The sequence below is a fragment of the Pseudomonas sp. GW821-FHT02A08 genome (assembly GCF_059422045.1).
The window spans coordinates 112,673-128,563 of the sequence record NZ_JBWKWD010000005.1; the positions used below are offsets into that span (position 1 = coordinate 112,673).

Sequence of the window (15,891 nt, forward strand, 5' to 3'; positions counted from 1 at the left end):
GCCCGTCACTGCCACCGATCGAGACGCTGCCATGTCCGCCCCGAGCATGACCCTGTATCACAACCCGCTCTCTCCCTTCGTTCGCAAAGTCATGGTGCTGCTGCACGAAACCGGTCAACAGGACCGCGTGGCGCTGCAGACCAGCGTCCTCACCCCGGTTACCCCGGACCCGGCCCTGATCGACGACAACCCCCTGAGCAAAATTCCGGCGTTGCGCCTGGCGGACGGCAATGTCATCCATGACAGCCGGGTCATCCTCGACTACCTCGATCAACAACACGTCGGCAACCCGCTGATCCCCCGCGAAGGCTCGGCCCGCTGGCGGCGCCTGACCCTCGCTTCCCTTGCCGACGGGATCATGGACGCGGCCGTGCTGGTGCGCTACGAAGTCGCCCTGCGTGCCCCGGAGAAACACTGGGACGAATGGCTCGACGGCCAGCGCGACAAGATCCGCCGCGCCCTGGCCCTGCTGGAAAAGGACGCGATTGCCGAGCTGACCTGCCACTTCGACGTGGCCGCGATCAGCGTGGCCTGTGCACTGGGTTACCTGGACCTGCGCCATCCGGACCTGGATTGGCGCGAAGCCAATCCGCAGCTGGCGGCGTGGTATTTCGAGGTGAGTCAGCGGCCTTCGATGATTGCGACGATGCCGAAGGTTTAGATCTTCGCTGACTGCTCCCCCCCTTCGCGAGCAGGCTCGCTCCCACCTTTGACTGCGGTCCCATGTGGGAGCGAGCCTGCTCGCGATGGCAGTACAACGAATCTGGCTCAAACAACCCGGCAATCAGCGTCGCCAACACCCTCCCCTCTCGCTGGTCTTCCCGCAACCCCACCGACCGGCTCATTGCACCGCTCCAATATCGAAGTCCAAAGGTTTCGGCGTTTTTTGCCCAACCCCATACCAGTCCAGCTTGCGGGTCAGCACCATGAACACGCCCAGCAAGCCGAACAGCAGCAACGAGCCCATCAACAACGCGTAATCCTCAGCACTCAACAACCCGTAGAGCAGCCCATACAACGCCGCCAATCCTGCGGAAAAGCTCAGCCCGTGTCGCACGCTGCGCAACACGTGGCAAACGTAGAACCCGATCAACAACACACAACCGCTGGCTGACAACAGGTACGCCAGGGCAAAGCCGATGTGCTCGGACAACGACAGCAACAACAGGTAGAAGAACGCCAGTGCCACCCCCACCAACGCGTATTGCACCGGGTGCACCGCGAGGCTTTTCAGCACTTCGAACAGGAAGAACCCGGCGAAGGTCAGGACAATGAACAGCAACGCGTATTTAATCGCCCGATCGCTTTTCAGGTACTGGTCCACCGGGTCGATGAAGCTCACCCCGAAGCTGCGGCCGGACAACGCCTCACAACCGCCGCGGGACACGCAGCTGTTCAAGGTTTCTTGCAGGTTGGTGGAGAAAAATGAGGTCTGCCAATGGGCGGTAAAACCTTGATCAGTGATCTCGCGCCGGGCAGGCAGGTAGTTGCCGATGAAGCTTGGATGCGGCCAGTTGGCATTGACCGAAACTTTGCTGGTCTTGCCCACCGGCAGGATCTGTAACTGACCGGTGCCTTGCAGCTTCAGGTCAAAACCGAAGGCAAACTCCATGGCCTGCTTTGTCTCCAACGCCGGCAGGGGCACGTGTACGCCTTCACCCAGCCAGCCCACCTGGCTACCCGGAATGAAATCCAGTTTTTGGCCGTTGAGTTCAAGCTTCAAAGCGTTTTCGATACCCCGAATGTCGCTGATACCAACGGCGAGGAACGGCTGGTCGAATCGGTAATCGGCGAAATCTTCCTTGATGCCCAGTTGAACCGGCAGGGAAAAGTGGCCGCTGATGCGGTTGTCGGCATGGAACAGCCGCGCCTGGTAGATACCTCGGGAACGCAGTTCGGTCTGAACGTTTGCGTCGAGTTCGAAGCGCTCCGGCAGAAAATACAAACGACCGCGCTCCTCACCGATCTCCTGATAACGCTTGTTGGTTTTTTCGTGGATCTTCCAGGTGCGCACGACTTTACGATACGGCACCACCATCAGCGGCCCGCTCAATTGCTGGCTGTAACTGGAACTGCGGGCAATGTCTTCGAGCACGCCGTCGCGCAGTTGCTGGCGGTCCTGGATCACGCCGTTGATCATCAGCAGTGGAACCAGCAATAACAGAATCAACAGGGCAATTGCCCCGAATTTTAGGGCCAGGCTACGGTTCATGGGACTCTCCCTGTTTTGGATGGGGAAAGTCTGGGTTGGCTGTGTGAGGAATGAATGGAGGGAATGTGGAGACTTTGTGGAGACTGAGCCGCCCCTAAGGCAAGTGCACGGTCACTTCCACACCGCCGTCGACATTCCCGATGCTTAGGGTACCGCCGTGCAGCTTGACCACTTCCTCGACAAAGTTCAGCCCAAGCCCGGTGCTTTTGCGCCCGCTGTCCGGTCTCGGCAGCGAGTAGAAACGCTCGCTCAGCCTTGGCAACGCATAGTCCGGAATGGCCTCGGCCTGATTGAACAATTTGAACTCGACCTGCTCGCCAATTCGCCGGGCACCGAGGCGCAGCACGCCTTTGGCCGGGGTGAAATCCAGCGCGTTTTCCAACAGATTGCCCAGTGCCTGGCGCAGTAAAAACGGCTCGCCACTGAGCATCAGATCCGCTGCAATGCTTTGTTCCACCTGCAACCGACGGCTTTCGATTCGCGCCGCCTGAGCACTCAGCAACTCCCTCACCAAGACACCCAGCGGCACGTCGACGCGTTCCTCCAGCCCCTGGCGCTGCTCGACTTGCGCCAGATTCAGCAAGCGCTCGATCAACTGCTGCATGCGCGCACTTTCGCTGTCGATGTTGCCGACAAACCGCTGCCGTTGGGCCGGCGGCATCTCGCCTTGCAGCAACTCCGCCGCACCACGAATCGCCGCCAGCGGACTCTTCAGTTCATGGGTCAAGGTGTGCACGTAACGCTCGACGTAGGCCTTGCCTTCAAGCTGCGTGCGCATCTGCTCCACCGCCGTGGCCAATTGCTCCAGTTCACCGCCGCGATAATGCGGTACTTCAACCCGCCGGCCTTCACTGACGCCTTGGGCGTACGCCGTCAATCTTCGCAGGGCGCGACTCAGCCACCAGGACAACAACGCGCCGAACAGCAGACCGAGCCCGATCAGCCCTGCGCCATAAGCCAGCAACCGCCGCTCCGTGCGATCCACATAAGGCTGCAACGAGCTGTTGGGCTTGGCCACGGTGACCACGCCGATGATCTGGCCATTGTCGCGAATCGGCGCGCCGACATGCATCACCGAAGACCCCGGATCGTTCGCATCATTGCGCGTGGAGCGAGCGCCGTATTCGCCGCGCAGGGTCAGGTAGACGTCATTCCAGCGCGAGTAATCCTGCCCCACCGCAGCCCCGCTGGAGTCCAGCACGACGATACCCTTGGCATCGGTGACGTAAATGCGATGGTTGACCTGATTCTTTGGCAAGCCCCAGATTTTCGCTCCGGGCTGCCGTTCACCATAGGCCTTGAGCAGTTCCGGCCAGCGGTTCTGGTTGAGGCTGCCGGCCTTGAAGTCGTCGTGCAGGATCTCGGCCATCAGGTTGGCGGTATCGACCAGAGTTTCTTCGGTGGACTGACGAACGCCGGGCCGGATCTCTTGCATGACCGTGTTGAGCACAAAGTAGCCAGTCAGGCCGATGAACAATGCGTAGACCAGAAAAATCCGGATTCCCAGCGGCATCAGCTTTGCCCCGGGTTGTAGCTGTAGCCGAGGCCGCGGTGGGTCTGGATCGGCTCGGCGTCAGCCTTCACCAATCGCAGCTTGGCGCGCACGCTCTTGATGTGGCTGTCGATGCTGCGCTCGTAACCGGCGTCGGCGGCCACGCCCAGGGCATCGAGCAACTGTTCGCGACTGAAGACGCGCTCGGGCTGTTCCAGCAGGCATTGCAGCAGGCGGAATTCATGGCGGGTAAGGGTCAGCAGTTGACCGCGATAACTGATTTGCACACGGTCGCTATCGATGCGAAACAGCGTCGTCGACGGTTCGCTCACCGTGCGGGGCGCCATGCGCTTGAGAATCGCCCGGACCCGCGCCGCCACTTCCCGAGGGCTGAACGGTTTGACCACGTAATCGTCGGCGCCGATTTCCAGTCCCACGACGCGATCGATTTCGCCATCCCGGGCGCTAAGGAACATCACCGGCACTTCGCTGAAGCGCCGCAGTTGCTTGCAGGTTTCGAAGCCGCTGATGTCCGGCAGGCCGATATCGAGAATGATCAGATCCGCCGGGGTCTGGCGCTGATGTTCCAGCGCCGCCGCGCCGAGGCTCAACCATGTGGTGGTGAAGCCCTCGCCTTGCAGGGCGAAAACCAGGGTGTCGGCAATGGCCGCTTCGTCTTCGACAATCAGGATATGAGGCATGGCGTCCGAGCCCGGCATGGATATGGGCGAACGGTGCCCCAAGCCTCACACCCCGTCAATCAGCAATCGGGCTTGTCCGCGGTAAACCGCCGCGCCGGGTTCACCGCCGCCCCGAACTCGCGCAATGCCTTGGCGCCGATCAGCAACGGATAGTTAAAGCTGCTGCGGTCAGTCAGGTTGACTTCGACCGTGCGCTTGACGTTGCCCAGGCACAGTTCCAGATCGACCACCGGACGCTTGGTGGGTGCGATCACTTCGCTGTCATCCTCTTCCTCTTCGGAACGGGTCTTGATCTTGCTGATGCGCGCGATCTTGTGCTCGTAGACCTTGTTGCTGGCATCTTTGGTGGCGAGGCGGAAACGCACCCAGTCTTCACCGTCACGCTTGAAGGTTTCGATGTCCTTGGCCGACAGCGACGCGGTCAGGGCGCCGGTATCCATTTTCGCCTTGAGGACCTGCCCGCCGATTTCCGGCAGGGCGATGTATTCATAACGTCCGTACAGGGTCGGCTCGGCGGCCATGACCGGCAGGGCGATGAGGGAGAGCACTGCAAGTAGGGATTTCACGTCTTGGACTTCCTTGGAAAATGGGGGCGTCGGATGCGAGGTTTTAGACAGTCGTTGAGCCATTCGTTCGCCCCTGAGATCCCTTCGCAGGCAAGCCAGCTCCTACAGGTTTTTGCATTGTTCGCAGGTTTCGCACTCGACACGAACACTGTGGGAGCGGGCTTGCTCGCGAAGAGGCCAGCCTATTCAATACAACTTCAGCGTCGAGCATAGCCACTCGAAGGTGAAACATTTGTCATCAGCCGATTTGGCCTGTCGCCCGAAGCTGCTTATCATGGCGCGCCCAACCGCTTCCACGAGTGACTTATGCGCCGCCTGCTCACCGGCTGTTTCGTGACCCTGCTGCTTTTGCTCAACACCCTGGTCCTGATCGGGCCGTTGCTGGTGTTTGCCCTGCTCAAGCTGGTCCTGCCCGGCCGCTTGCGCGATTACGCCTCCTGGTCGGTGATGTGGATCGCCGAGACCTGGTCGGAAATCGACAAGCTGATCTTCCGCGTCTGCATCCCCACCCAATGGGACATCCGTGGCGGTGACGATCTGCGTCGCGATACCTCGTATCTGGTGATCAGCAACCATCAATCCTGGGTCGACATCCCGGCGCTGATCCAGACGCTGAACCGGCGCACACCGTTCTTCAAATTCTTCCTCAAGAAAGAACTGATCTGGGTGCCCTTCCTGGGCCTGGCGTGGTGGGCGCTGGACTACCCGTTCATGAAGCGCTACAGCAAGGCGTTCCTGGCCAAACACCCGGAGCTGGCGGGCAAGGATCTGGAGATCACCAAAAAGGCCTGCGAGCTGTTCAAGCGCCAACCGGTGACGGTGGTCAATTATCTGGAAGGTACGCGCTTCACCGCAGCGAAAAGCGCTCAACAGCAGTCGCCATTCACTCACCTGCTCAAGCCCAAGGCTGGCGGTGTGGCATTCGTGCTGGCGGCAATGGGCGAACAGCTGGACGCCGTTCTCGATGTGACGGTGGTTTACCCGCAGCAGAGGATTCCGGGGTTCTGGGACCTGATCAGCGGCAATCTGCCAAGGGTCATCATCGACATCAAGACCCGCGAACTCGACCCGGCGCTGTGGCAGGGCGATTACGAAAACGACCCTGCGTTTCGCGAGAAGGTCCAGAACTGGGTCAACCAGCTCTGGATCGAGAAGGACCGGCGCATCGACGCCTTGCGCGCCGGGCGCTGCTGAATCAGCTACCGATGCCGCTGCCGGCGCCCCAGATGTTGCCCAGGCTGCTCAGCAGCGTACCGCCGACGCCCTGCTGACCGAGGTATTGCAAGAGCACCGGAGCAAACTGGCCGATCATGCCGGTGTCCATGCCCAAGGCGCTGAAAGCGTTGTTCAGGTCGTTGGTGTCCTTGACGTTGCCCAACGCGTTATCCAGCCCTGCAGCCTTGCCGCTGGAGCCGAGTAGGCCGGCCAGCGCGCCCAACTCACCGCCGCCCGAGAGCATGTCGATGCCCGGCACGCTTTTGGCCAGTTCCGAGTAGTCGGTCGAACTCAACTGGTTCTTCGCCAGGCCCAGCATGGCCCCGGCGCCGCCGATGGCTTGCTCTGGGGTGATGTCCAATTCACTGAGGGTGCTCAGCAAATCGGCGGTCTGTGGTGTCGGAGCGGCGGTCGCGGCCGCGTCATCGCCCTTCATGCCGGCAATGGCATTGGCTGCATCGCTCAGGTTGAACTGTGCAAAGGCCGGGCTGGCAGCCAGGGTCAGGAGTGATGCCAGTGCAAAACCGCGTGAAATCTTCATTCAGACATCCTCGATGAACACCGCCCGGCAATGGGCGGCGAAAAACTGTGCATTGGACTGGCATCCCCGAGGATTGTTCCCAGCCCCCTGTAGGAGCGAGCTTGCTCGCGATGGACTCCAGGGCAACGCGTTGATTCAGGAAGTACGCGTTAGCGTTAGCGTCCATCGCGAGCAGGCTCGCTCCTACAGAAAAAATTCCCCCCGCACTGCATCCAGCCTGCCCCCACGCCCGTATATCAAGCACGGACAGACACTCCTGGCCGATTCTCATCACAAGGATCATCACCATGAAACGCACTTCGATCAAAACGCCATTGATTGCCAGCCTGCTGACCCTGGCCCTTGGTGGCGGACTCGTCCTGAACACCGTGCAAGCGGCGGACATGGGCCACGGCACCGTCACGGTCGGCGGCCAGACTATGCTGCCAAGCAAGGACATCATCGATAACGCAGTGAACTCCGCCGATCACACCACCCTGGTCGCCGCGGTAAAAGCCGCCGGCCTGGTTGACACCCTCAAGGGCAAAGGTCCGTTCACTGTGTTCGCCCCGGTCAATTCGGCCTTCACCGCCCTGCCCGCGGGAACCGTCGACACCTTGCTCAAACCGGCCAACAAGGCCACGTTGACCCACATACTCACCTACCACGTAGTCGCCGGGAAACTCGACATGATGACCCTGTCCGAGAAAATCAGGGCAGGTGGCGGCAAGGCCGAACTGACCACGGTTGCCGGCGGCAAACTGTGGGCCATGATGAACGGTCCGCACAACATCACCATCAAGGATGAAAAGGGCGACGTCGCTGACATCACCACCTACGACGTGTACCAGTCCAACGGGGTGATTCAGGTCATCGACAAGGTGCTGATGCCGAAAAGCTGAGCCGTACCGCCGCCCTCGCGCATCGGGGGCGGCGGTCCGCCCGAGGTGTTCGCCGTGAATGGAACAACTGCGCACCGTGAACTAACCTCTGCCTGCAACCGGCCACCTGCCCCGCTTTCCGGGAGAACCGCCATTCCCATCGCCGACGCCGATCAGCTCAGGCAATTGCTGGCCCAGTGTTCACTGGGCGACCGCCGCGCGTTCGAGACGCTGTACCGCAGCGTCAGCCCACGCCTGCACGGAGTAGCGCTGCGCTTCATGGGCCGTCCGGACCTGGCCGAAGAGGTACTGCAAGAGAGCTTCGTGCGCATCTGGAACAATGCATCGCGCTACGAAGCGCATTTGTCGGCGCCGTTGACCTGGATGATCAACATCACCCGTCATCAGGCTATCGACCAGTTGCGCAAACACCGCGATCGGCCATTGAGCGATCTCGAAGAACAGAGGCTCGTGGATGAAAGCCCATCGGTCCACGAGCAACTGGACAGTGCCCGTGAAGCCAGCGCCTTGAACCGTTGCCTGGACAGCCTCGAAGGCATGCAGCGCCAGTCGATTACCGTCGCCTATTTCCAGGGACTGTCGTGCTCCGAACTGGCCGAACACCTGGCCGCGCCGCTGGGCTCGGTGAAGTCCTGGATCCGCCGCGGCATGGAACGTCTGCGCAGGTGCCTTGAATCATGAACTATCGAACCCCGACCCTGCGCCGCGCCCTCGCCGCCGACTATGCCATCGGCCTGATGCCTGCCACCGCGCGCCGGCGTTTCGAACAGCTGTTGCTGGAAGATGCGGCCTTGCGCACAGAACTGGCACAGTGGCAGGAAAGCCTGGTCAGCCTGACCGACGCCCTGCCGGAGCAGCCGGTGCCGGATCGCGTCTGGCAAGGCATTACCGCGCGGATCGATCCACAAGTGCTGCACGTGCCAGAGAAGCGTCCGTTCTGGAGTTGGCTGCGAGTGACGGCAGCGGTCTGCTCGCTGCTGATCGCAGTAACGCTCGGCGTACTCTACCTCCCCGACGACGCGCGCTACAGCGCCACGTTGGTCAACGCCGACGCGCAACCCGCGATGCGCGTACAGGCCCACGAGGATTACCTGCAAGTCGAGCCGCTAACGCTGGCGGCTGTCGAACCTGGACAAAGTCTGGAGTTGTGGGCGATTCCGGCGGACGGCAAGCCGATTTCCCTCGGTGTGATTCCGACTGGAGGCAAAGGCAAGGTCGCATTGAGCGAGACGCAGAAAGCGCTGATCGGCAAGCCGATCGCGCTGGCGGTCAGCCTTGAACCGAAGGGCGGCTCACCGACCGGGCAACCGACAGGGCCGGTGCTGTACCAAGGGGCGTTGGCGGCACTCTAAAGCCTCACTCAAAACCAATGGCAGACACAAAACCTGTGGGAGCGGGCAAGCCCGCACATAGATTGCATGCGATTTGAAAGCAAAAAGAAGGGCGACCTCAGTCGCCTAATGCCGATCAGTTAAGCCACAACGCAATCTGTAGCAGCTGGCGTAGCCTGCGTCCGGCTGCGCAGCAGTCGTAAAATCCGAATTCGCGGTACCTCAGAGAGATCGTGCAAACCGGATTTACGACTGCTGCGCAGCCGGACGCAGCCTTCGGCAGCTGCTACAAGGAAGGCGTAGCTTCTGGGTTTTTAGCTACCGCCCTTACGCCGCGCTGAACATCTTGTGCGGATCGATCACAAACTTCTTCGGCACGCCCGCATCGAACTCGCCATAACCCTGTGGTGCCTGATCCAGGCTGATCACCTGAACGCCCACCACCTCGGCGATGTTGATACGGTCCCACATGATCGCTTGCATGAGCGCGCGGTTGTACTTCATTACCGGGGTCTGGCCGGTATGGAAGCTGTGGGACTTGGCCCAGCCCAGGCCGAAGCGGATGCTCAGGCTGCCCATTTTCGCGGCAGCGTCGACAGCGCCTGGGTCTTCGGTCACGTAGAGGCCAGGGATGCCGATCTTGCCTGCCACACGCACCACGCCCATCAGCGAGTTGAGCACGGTGGCCGGGGCTTCGTGTTTCACGCCGTCATGGCCGTGGCCACGGGCTTCGAAGCCGACGGCGTCGATGGCGCAATCCACTTCCGGCTCGCCCAGCAGTGCGGCGATCTGTTCGTGCAGCGGTGTGTCCAGGGACAGGTCGGCGATCTCGAAACCCTGGGCCTTGGCGTGGGCCAGGCGGATGGTGTTGACGTCACCGACGATCACCACCGCAGCGCCCAACAGGCGAGCGGAAGCGGCAGCGGCCAGGCCGACCGGACCGGCGCCAGCGATATACACGGTGCTGCCCGGGCCAACGCCAGCGGTCACGGCGCCGTGGTAGCCGGTTGGCAGGATGTCGGAGAGGCAAGTCAGGTCACGGATTTTTTCCATGGCCCGGTCGCGATCCGGCAGTTTCAACAGGTTGAAGTCGGCGTACGGCACCATGGCGTATTCGGCCTGTCCACCGGTCCAGTCGCCCATGTCGACGTAACCATAAGCACCGCCCGGACGTGCCGGGTTGACGCTCAGGCAGACGCCTGTGTGCATTTCTTTGCAGGAACGGCAGCGCCCGCAAGCCACGTTGAACGGTACCGAGACCAGGTCGCCGATTTGCAGGTTCTCGACGTCACTGCCCTTCTCGATCACTTCACCGGTGATCTCGTGGCCCAGTACCAGACCGGTCTGAGCGGTGGTACGACCGCGCACCATGTGCTGGTCGGAACCACAGATGTTGGTGGAAACCACACGCAGGATGACGGCGTGGTTTATCTTCCTGCCACGCGGGTCCTGCATTTTCGGATAGTCAATCTTCTGTACTTCGACCTTGCCAGCGCCGAGATACACCACACCACGATTGCCAGACATGCTTTCACCTCGCTGTTGTTTTTATGGAACCGCGTTGCCCAGGCAGGCAGCGCGTTAAGTGCTCGGGTATAGATGCTGTTTCTTTTGTTGCTTGTGAGGGCCTCATCGCGGGCAAGCCCGCTCCCACAGTGGAACGGGGGACACAAGATCTGTGAACAACACAAAACCCTGTGGGAGCTGGCTTGCCAGCGATAGCTATCTAAAGAACGACCGTGCGATTGGCGTTCAAAAACACTCTTCTTTCGATGTGATATCCAACGGCACGGGCCAGAGTCAGCCCTTCGATATCCCGCCCCTTGGCGATCAGGTCTTCGGGGTAATGGCTGTGGTCCACTGCCTCCACACCCTGGGCAATGATCGGGCCTTCATCCAGGTCGTTGTTGATGTAATGCGCCGTGGCGCCCACCAGTTTCACGCCCTTGTTGTAGGCCTGGTGATAAGGCTTGGCGCCCTTGAACCCGGGCAACAGGGAGTGGTGAATGTTGATCGCCTTGCCATCGAGCTTGCGGCACAGCTCCGGCGACAGCACTTGCATGTAGCGCGCAAGGATCACCAGTTCCGCACCGGACTCTTCGATGACCTGCCATACCTGACGTTCCTGGGACGGCTTGTCGTTCGGATCCAGCGGGAAGTGGTAGTACGGAATCTGGTGCCAGTCAGCCAGTGGCTTGAGGTCCGGGTGGTTGGAGACCACGGCGGCGACGTCCATCGACAACTGGCCGATGCGCTGGCGATAAAGCAAATCGTTGAGGCAGTGATCGGCCTTGGAAACCATGATCACCACTTTCGGCCGGTAGTTCGGCGCGGTCAGTTCGAAGATCATGCCGAAGGCCTCACCGCGCTCGGCCAGACCCGCGCGGAACGACTGCTCGTCGAAGCCATCGGGCTGGCGGAATTCCACACGAATGAAGAAACGGCCCGAGAGCCGATCATCAAAGGAGTGGTGTTCGGTGACGTAGCAGCCCTGCTCGAACAGAAAGCGGGTCACCGCGTCCACGGTGCCGAGCACACTGGGGCAGTCGGCGGTCAGAATCCATGTGTCTGGGGCGCGGCTCATAATGCGTGACTCCTGTTCGAAAGTAGCAGCAACGCCGCTTTGTGTAGCAGCTGCCGAAGGCTGCGTTCGGCGGCGAAGCCGTCGTAAAACCTGAATCCCGGATCAGTCTGAAAGAACGCTGTCGCAGGTTTGACGACGACTTCGTCGCCGAACGCAGCCTTCGGCAGCTGCTACAGGGATTCAGGCCTGAACGCTCAGCCCATACTCGGCAGAAGCATCCTGCAACCACAGCCACCAGTAATCCGAGAAGCTGCGACGAATCAGCAGTTCCCAGGTGTCTTCAGCGGTGTGACGGATCATCAATTGCGATTTGGCGAACACCGTGCCGACGGCTTTGCCCACCGGGAAGTTGTTCGGGTGCACGTCGTAGCTGGTGGACTTCATCAGCACCTGGCGCACGTTCGGGCCGCTCAGTTCGAGGAGTTGCTGGCCGCCGCTGACGTTGACGATTGCAATGTGCAGATCGCCCAGTGCCTCGCGCAGTTTTTGCTCGGCGGCAAGCTCTTCACCGGTCGGCACGATCAGCAGCCACTCATCCGGCCCCATCCATTGCAGGCTGGTTTCGCCTTTGACGATGACGCTCAGCGCGCCTGGCAATCCAATGCCCAGGGCCTTGTGCACGCCTGCGGCGAATGCGGCGTCGTGGCCATCGCCACGAATGGTCAGGTGGCCGAGGAGTTTTTTCTCGCGCACGGTTACACCGGCGTTCTTGCGGCCCTTGCCCACCAGGCTGGCGAGGTCGGCGTGATGCAGCGACGACTCGGCCTTGGCCCCGGAGGTTGGGCGTTGTTGATAAACATTGGCTGTGGTCATAAAGCACCTGTTCTGAATTCTGTTGTGCGGTTGGTCTCAACCTTCGTGGTGACTGGACTGCCGCCTTCGCGGGCAAGCCCGCTCCCACAAGGATTGATGCCTGACTCAAATTCCCTTGGCGACTTCGATCCTGTGGGAGCGGGCTTGCCCGCGAATGGGCCGACTCGGTGTCATTGCCCACCCACCGGACTTGAAGCCATCAAACGTTCTGGCGTTCGCCTTTCGGATCGAAGAACACCGAAGAAACGATTTCCGCCTCGATCACGCTGCCGTCGGCCAGGGGTGCGAACACTCGCTCGCCCATCCGCTGCAACCCGCCCTTGACCACGCCCATGGCGAACGAATAGCCCAGGGAGTTGTGCAGGTAACTGGAAGTCACGTGACCCACCATGGTCATCGGGATGGCTTGCTTGGTGTTGAACACCAGTTGCGCGCCTTCCGGCAGCCATTTGGTCGGATCGATCGGTTTCAGGCCAACCAGTTGCTTGCGCTGATCACGCACACAGTCTTCGCGGTTCATGCCACGCCAGCCGATCCACGAGAACGGTTTGGTGCGACCGACACACCAGCCCATATTCAGGTCGTCCGGGGTCATCGAGCTGTCAGTGTCCTGACCGACGATGATGAAGCCCTTCTCGGCCCGCAGCACGTGCATGGTTTCAGTGCCGTACGGAGTCAGGTTGTACTTCTTGCCGGCATCGACGATTTTTTCCAGCACGCCCATGGCGTAGTCGGCTTGCACGTTGACTTCGTACGACAGCTCACCGGTAAACGAAATCCGGAACACCCGCGCCGGCACACCACCGACCAGACCTTCTTTCCAGGTCATGAACGGGAAGGCTTCGCTGCTCAGGTCGATGTCGGTGACTTCAGCGAGCAGCTTGCGGCTGTTCGGCCCGGACAGGGTCATGGTCGCCCAATGGTCGGTGACGGAGGTGAAGAACACCTTCATGTCCGGCCATTCGGTCTGGTGGTACAGCTCCAGCCACTGCAGTACGCGAGCCGCGCCGCCGGTGGTGGTGGTCATGACGAAATGGTTGTCGGCCAGGCAAGCCGTCACGCCGTCGTCGAAGACCATGCCGTCTTCTTTGCACATCAGGCCGTAACGCGCCTTGCCCACATCGAGCTTGGTCCACGCATTGGTGTAGACGCGGTTGAGGAACTCGCGCGCATCCGGGCCCTGGATGTCGATCTTGCCCAGGGTCGAAGCATCGAGCAGGCCGACGCTGTCGCGCACGGCTTTGCATTCGCGTTTCACCGCGGCATGCAGGTCTTCACCGGATTTCGGGAAGTACCAAGGACGTTTCCACTGGCCGACGTCTTCGAACTCGGCGCCGTTTTTCAGGTGCCATTGATGCAACGCGGTGTAACGCACCGGCTCGAAGATGTGCCCACAGTGACGACCGGCCACGGCGCCGAAAGTCACCGGCGTGTAGTTCGGACGGAACATGGTGGTGCCCATCTGCGGGATGGTCACGTTCAGCGAGCGGGCAGCGATGGCCAGGCCGTTGACGTTGCCGAGCTTGCCCTGATCGGTACCGAAGCCCAGGGCGGTGTAGCGCTTGACGTGCTCGACCGACTCGAAGCCCTCGCGGGTCGCCAGTTCGATGGCGGCGGCGGTGACGTCGTTTTGCAGGTCGACGAATTGCTTCGGCGCCCGTGCGGTGTTCTTTTCATGGGGCACCTGGAACAGCGCCAGGGTCGGCTCTTCCAGACGGCTCAGGGCTTTTGGCAGCACACCTTCGACCGACTGGAAGCCGGCTTCGGCAGCAGCGCGAACGCCACCTTCAAAACCATCGGCCAGGGAATCGCCAAGGCCGTAGACGCCGTTGATGCCACCGACGCACACGCGTTTCTGCGGTGCTTCGCCCGGTACGAAACCGAGGATGTCTTCGCGCCAGATCGGCTTGCCACCCAGGTGCGAAGCCAGGTGAACCACCGGGCTGTAGCCACCGGAGCTGGCCACCACGTCGCATTCAAGCCATTCGCCTGGGCTGGTCACGGTGTGGGCTTTGACATCGATGGCGGCCACACGGGCAGCGGTCACGCGCTTGCTGCCACGGGCCTCGATCACGGCGCTGCCGGTGAGAATGCGGATGCCTTTGGCACGCGCCTCTTCCACCAGCGCACCTCGCGGATTGCTGCGGGCGTCGGCGATGGCCACCACTTGCAGGCTGGCATCGAGCCAATCCAGGGCAACGCGGTAGGCGTGGTCGTTGTTGGTCGACAGCACCAGCTTCTTGCCCGGTGCCACGCCGTAACGACGCACATAAGTCGAGATGGCGCCGGCGAGCATGTTGCCCGGCACGTCGTTGTTGCCGTAGACCAGTGGGCGCTCGTGAGCGCCGGTCGCCAGTACCACGCGATTGGCGCGAACCCGGTGGATGCGCTGACGCACCTGGCCGATCGGTGCGCGGTCGCCGAGGTGATCGGTCAGGCGCTCGTGAATGGTCAGGAAGTTATGGTCGTGGTAGCCGTTGACGGTGGCGCGCGGCAACAGCAGCACGTCCGGGGTGTTCTTCAGCTCGTCGATGACGCTGGCCACCCACTCCGCCGCAGGCTTGCCGTCGAGGCTTTCGCGGGAGTCGAGCAGGCTGCCGCCGAACTCTTCCTGTTCGTCGGCCAGGATCACACGGGCACCGCTGCGCGCAGCGGCCAGTGCAGCGGCCAGACCCGCAGGGCCGGCGCCGACGATCAGCACGTCGCAGTGCTGGTTCATGTAGTCGTAGGTGTCCGGATCGTTCTCGGTCGGCGAGCGGCCAAGGCCGGCAGCCTTGCGGATGTACTTCTCGTAGGTCATCCAGAACGATTGCGGGTACATGAAGGTTTTGTAGTAGAAGCCCGGTGGCATCAGCTTGCCGCCGACCTTGCCGAGAATCCCCATCATGTCGTTGTTCACGCTCGGCCAGCCGTTGGTGCTGGTGGCGACCAGGCCTTGATACAGCGCCTGTTGCGTGGCACGCACGTTCGGGATCTGCGTGGCTTCGGTGGCGCCGATCTGCAGCACCGCGTTCGGCTCTTCGGCACCGGCGGCGAAGATGCCGCGTGGACGGGAATACTTGAAGCTGCGACCGATGATGTCGACGCCGTTGGCCAGCAGTGCAGCGGCCAGGGAATCGCCTTCGAAGCCTTTGTAGTTCTGGCCGTTGAAGGTGAAGGTCAAGACTTTGTTGCGGTCGATCCGTCCGCCGTTGGACAGGCGATTGATCTGGCTCATACCTTCTCTCCCAGAGCCGTGCTGGCCGCTTTCGGGCTATCGGTCTTGTCGGTGAATTGTGGCTTGGTGCCGATCTTGTAGCTTTCGAGAATCTCGTAGGTCACGGTGTCGCGGGTGACGTTGAAGTACTGACGGCAACCGGCAACGTGATCCCACAGCTCGTGGTGCAGACCGCGCGGGTTATCGCGGAAGAACATGTAGTCGCCCCACTCCTCGTCGGTGCAGGTGTTCGGATCCAGTGGACGCGGGATGTGCGCCTGGCCGGATGCATGGAATTCCTCTTCGGAGCGCAGTTCGCCGCAGTGAGGACAGAAGATATGCAACATGGGGATTTCTCC

The 15,891-nt window shown here is 61.4% G+C and carries 15 protein-coding genes; 5 read left to right on the forward strand and 10 right to left on the reverse strand.

All coding sequences use genetic code 11. From position 1 onward, the window contains the following. Nucleotides 1–31: 31 nt before the first annotated feature. Nucleotides 32–661, forward strand: a complete 630-nt coding sequence (locus tag AC07W4_RS05730; RefSeq protein ID WP_495031798.1) for a glutathione S-transferase — start codon at nucleotides 32–34, stop codon at nucleotides 659–661. A 180-nt stretch (nucleotides 662–841) separates the two neighbouring features. Here the strand turns inward: AC07W4_RS05730 and creD are convergent, their stop codons facing one another. From creD to rloA2, 4 genes are all read right to left on the reverse strand, one after another. Beyond that, nucleotides 842–2,212, reverse strand: coding sequence for a cell envelope integrity protein CreD (gene creD, locus AC07W4_RS05735; protein WP_495031799.1), 1,371 nt, complete (start codon nucleotides 2,210–2,212; stop codon nucleotides 842–844). 94 nt (nucleotides 2,213–2,306) lie between these two features. Continuing rightward, entirely contained in the window at nucleotides 2,307–3,725 is a 1,419-nt protein-coding gene (gene creC, locus AC07W4_RS05740) for a two-component system sensor histidine kinase CreC (protein WP_495031800.1), read from the reverse strand. Further along, the gene (creB, locus tag AC07W4_RS05745) at nucleotides 3,725–4,405 is read right to left on the reverse strand and encodes a two-component system response regulator CreB (RefSeq protein WP_495031801.1); all 681 of its coding nucleotides are present in this window, start codon (nucleotides 4,403–4,405) and stop codon (nucleotides 3,725–3,727) included. Before creB ends, creC begins: the two co-directional genes overlap by 1 nt. Before the next feature lie 59 nt (nucleotides 4,406–4,464). Next, nucleotides 4,465–4,971, reverse strand: a complete 507-nt coding sequence (gene rloA2 / locus AC07W4_RS05750; RefSeq protein ID WP_495031802.1) for a retropepsin-like aspartic peptidase RloA2 — start codon at nucleotides 4,969–4,971, stop codon at nucleotides 4,465–4,467. A gap of 306 nt (nucleotides 4,972–5,277) precedes the next feature. On the opposite strand from rloA2, the gene yihG reads away from it, so the two are divergent. After that, entirely contained in the window at nucleotides 5,278–6,165 is an 888-nt protein-coding gene (gene yihG, locus AC07W4_RS05755) for a 1-acylglycerol-3-phosphate O-acyltransferase, YihG family (protein ID WP_495031803.1), read from the forward strand. A 1-nt stretch (nucleotide 6,166) separates the two neighbouring features. On the opposite strand, the gene AC07W4_RS05760 is transcribed toward yihG, so the two are convergent. Next, nucleotides 6,167–6,727: a DUF2780 domain-containing protein gene (locus AC07W4_RS05760; RefSeq protein WP_495031804.1), complete on the reverse strand. Its 561-nt coding sequence runs from the start codon at nucleotides 6,725–6,727 to the stop codon at nucleotides 6,167–6,169. A gap of 287 nt (nucleotides 6,728–7,014) precedes the next feature. Here AC07W4_RS05760 and AC07W4_RS05765 point away from each other — a divergent pair, with 287 nt between their 5' ends. From AC07W4_RS05765 to AC07W4_RS05775, 3 genes are read left to right on the forward strand one after another with little or no spacing between them, the layout of a single operon-like run. Then, nucleotides 7,015–7,608: a fasciclin domain-containing protein gene (locus AC07W4_RS05765; protein WP_495031805.1), complete on the forward strand. Its 594-nt coding sequence runs from the start codon at nucleotides 7,015–7,017 to the stop codon at nucleotides 7,606–7,608. Between the two features lie 54 nt (nucleotides 7,609–7,662). Continuing rightward, on the forward strand, nucleotides 7,663–8,289 hold the full coding sequence (locus AC07W4_RS05770) for a sigma-70 family RNA polymerase sigma factor (RefSeq protein WP_495031806.1): 627 nt from the start codon (nucleotides 7,663–7,665) through the stop codon (nucleotides 8,287–8,289). Further along, nucleotides 8,286–8,960 carry an anti-sigma factor gene (locus tag AC07W4_RS05775; RefSeq protein ID WP_495031807.1) on the forward strand — a complete coding sequence of 225 codons (675 nt, stop codon included), beginning with the start codon at nucleotides 8,286–8,288 and terminating at the stop codon, nucleotides 8,958–8,960. Before AC07W4_RS05770 ends, AC07W4_RS05775 begins: the two co-directional genes overlap by 4 nt. Before the next feature lie 306 nt (nucleotides 8,961–9,266). Here the strand turns inward: AC07W4_RS05775 and fdhA are convergent, their stop codons facing one another. From fdhA to AC07W4_RS05800, 5 genes are all read right to left on the reverse strand, one after another. Further along, on the reverse strand, nucleotides 9,267–10,466 hold the full coding sequence (fdhA, locus tag AC07W4_RS05780; RefSeq protein WP_495025522.1) for a formaldehyde dehydrogenase, glutathione-independent: 1,200 nt from the start codon (nucleotides 10,464–10,466) through the stop codon (nucleotides 9,267–9,269). A 199-nt stretch (nucleotides 10,467–10,665) separates the two neighbouring features. Next, a complete protein-coding gene (gene purU, locus AC07W4_RS05785; protein WP_007981374.1) occupies nucleotides 10,666–11,523 on the reverse strand; it encodes a formyltetrahydrofolate deformylase in 858 nt (285 codons plus the stop codon). A 180-nt stretch (nucleotides 11,524–11,703) separates the two neighbouring features. Next, nucleotides 11,704–12,336, reverse strand: a complete 633-nt coding sequence (locus AC07W4_RS05790; RefSeq protein ID WP_495031808.1) for a sarcosine oxidase subunit gamma — start codon at nucleotides 12,334–12,336, stop codon at nucleotides 11,704–11,706. Between the two features lie 199 nt (nucleotides 12,337–12,535). Continuing rightward, a complete protein-coding gene (locus tag AC07W4_RS05795; protein WP_495031809.1) occupies nucleotides 12,536–15,553 on the reverse strand; it encodes a sarcosine oxidase subunit alpha in 3,018 nt (1,005 codons plus the stop codon). Continuing rightward, the gene (locus tag AC07W4_RS05800; protein WP_008048193.1) at nucleotides 15,550–15,879 is read right to left on the reverse strand and encodes a sarcosine oxidase subunit delta; all 330 of its coding nucleotides are present in this window, start codon (nucleotides 15,877–15,879) and stop codon (nucleotides 15,550–15,552) included. Before AC07W4_RS05800 ends, AC07W4_RS05795 begins: the two co-directional genes overlap by 4 nt. Nucleotides 15,880–15,891: the final 12 nt, after the last annotated feature.

Excerpts from the sequence above, each read along its gene's own strand:
- AC07W4_RS05760 (WP_495031804.1), bottom strand. The coding sequence starts at position 6,727 with ATGAAGATTTCACGCGGTTTTGCACTGGCATCACTCCTGACCCTGGCT.
- AC07W4_RS05730 (WP_495031798.1), top strand. The coding sequence starts at position 32 with ATGTCCGCCCCGAGCATGACCCTGTATCACAACCCGCTCTCTCCCTTC.
- creD (WP_495031799.1), bottom strand. The coding sequence starts at position 2,212 with ATGAACCGTAGCCTGGCCCTAAAATTCGGGGCAATTGCCCTGTTGATT.
- purU (WP_007981374.1), bottom strand. The coding sequence starts at position 11,523 with ATGAGCCGCGCCCCAGACACATGGATTCTGACCGCCGACTGCCCCAGT.
- AC07W4_RS05800 (WP_008048193.1), bottom strand. The coding sequence starts at position 15,879 with ATGTTGCATATCTTCTGTCCTCACTGCGGCGAACTGCGCTCCGAAGAG.
- AC07W4_RS05795 (WP_495031809.1), bottom strand. The coding sequence starts at position 15,553 with ATGAGCCAGATCAATCGCCTGTCCAACGGCGGACGGATCGACCGCAAC.
- AC07W4_RS05765 (WP_495031805.1), top strand. The coding sequence starts at position 7,015 with ATGAAACGCACTTCGATCAAAACGCCATTGATTGCCAGCCTGCTGACC.
- creC (WP_495031800.1), bottom strand. The coding sequence starts at position 3,725 with ATGCCGCTGGGAATCCGGATTTTTCTGGTCTACGCATTGTTCATCGGC.
- yihG (WP_495031803.1), top strand. The coding sequence starts at position 5,278 with ATGCGCCGCCTGCTCACCGGCTGTTTCGTGACCCTGCTGCTTTTGCTC.
- AC07W4_RS05790 (WP_495031808.1), bottom strand. The coding sequence starts at position 12,336 with ATGACCACAGCCAATGTTTATCAACAACGCCCAACCTCCGGGGCCAAG.
- AC07W4_RS05775 (WP_495031807.1), top strand. The coding sequence starts at position 8,286 with ATGAACTATCGAACCCCGACCCTGCGCCGCGCCCTCGCCGCCGACTAT.
- creB (WP_495031801.1), bottom strand. The coding sequence starts at position 4,405 with ATGCCTCATATCCTGATTGTCGAAGACGAAGCGGCCATTGCCGACACC.
- fdhA (WP_495025522.1), bottom strand. The coding sequence starts at position 10,466 with ATGTCTGGCAATCGTGGTGTGGTGTATCTCGGCGCTGGCAAGGTCGAA.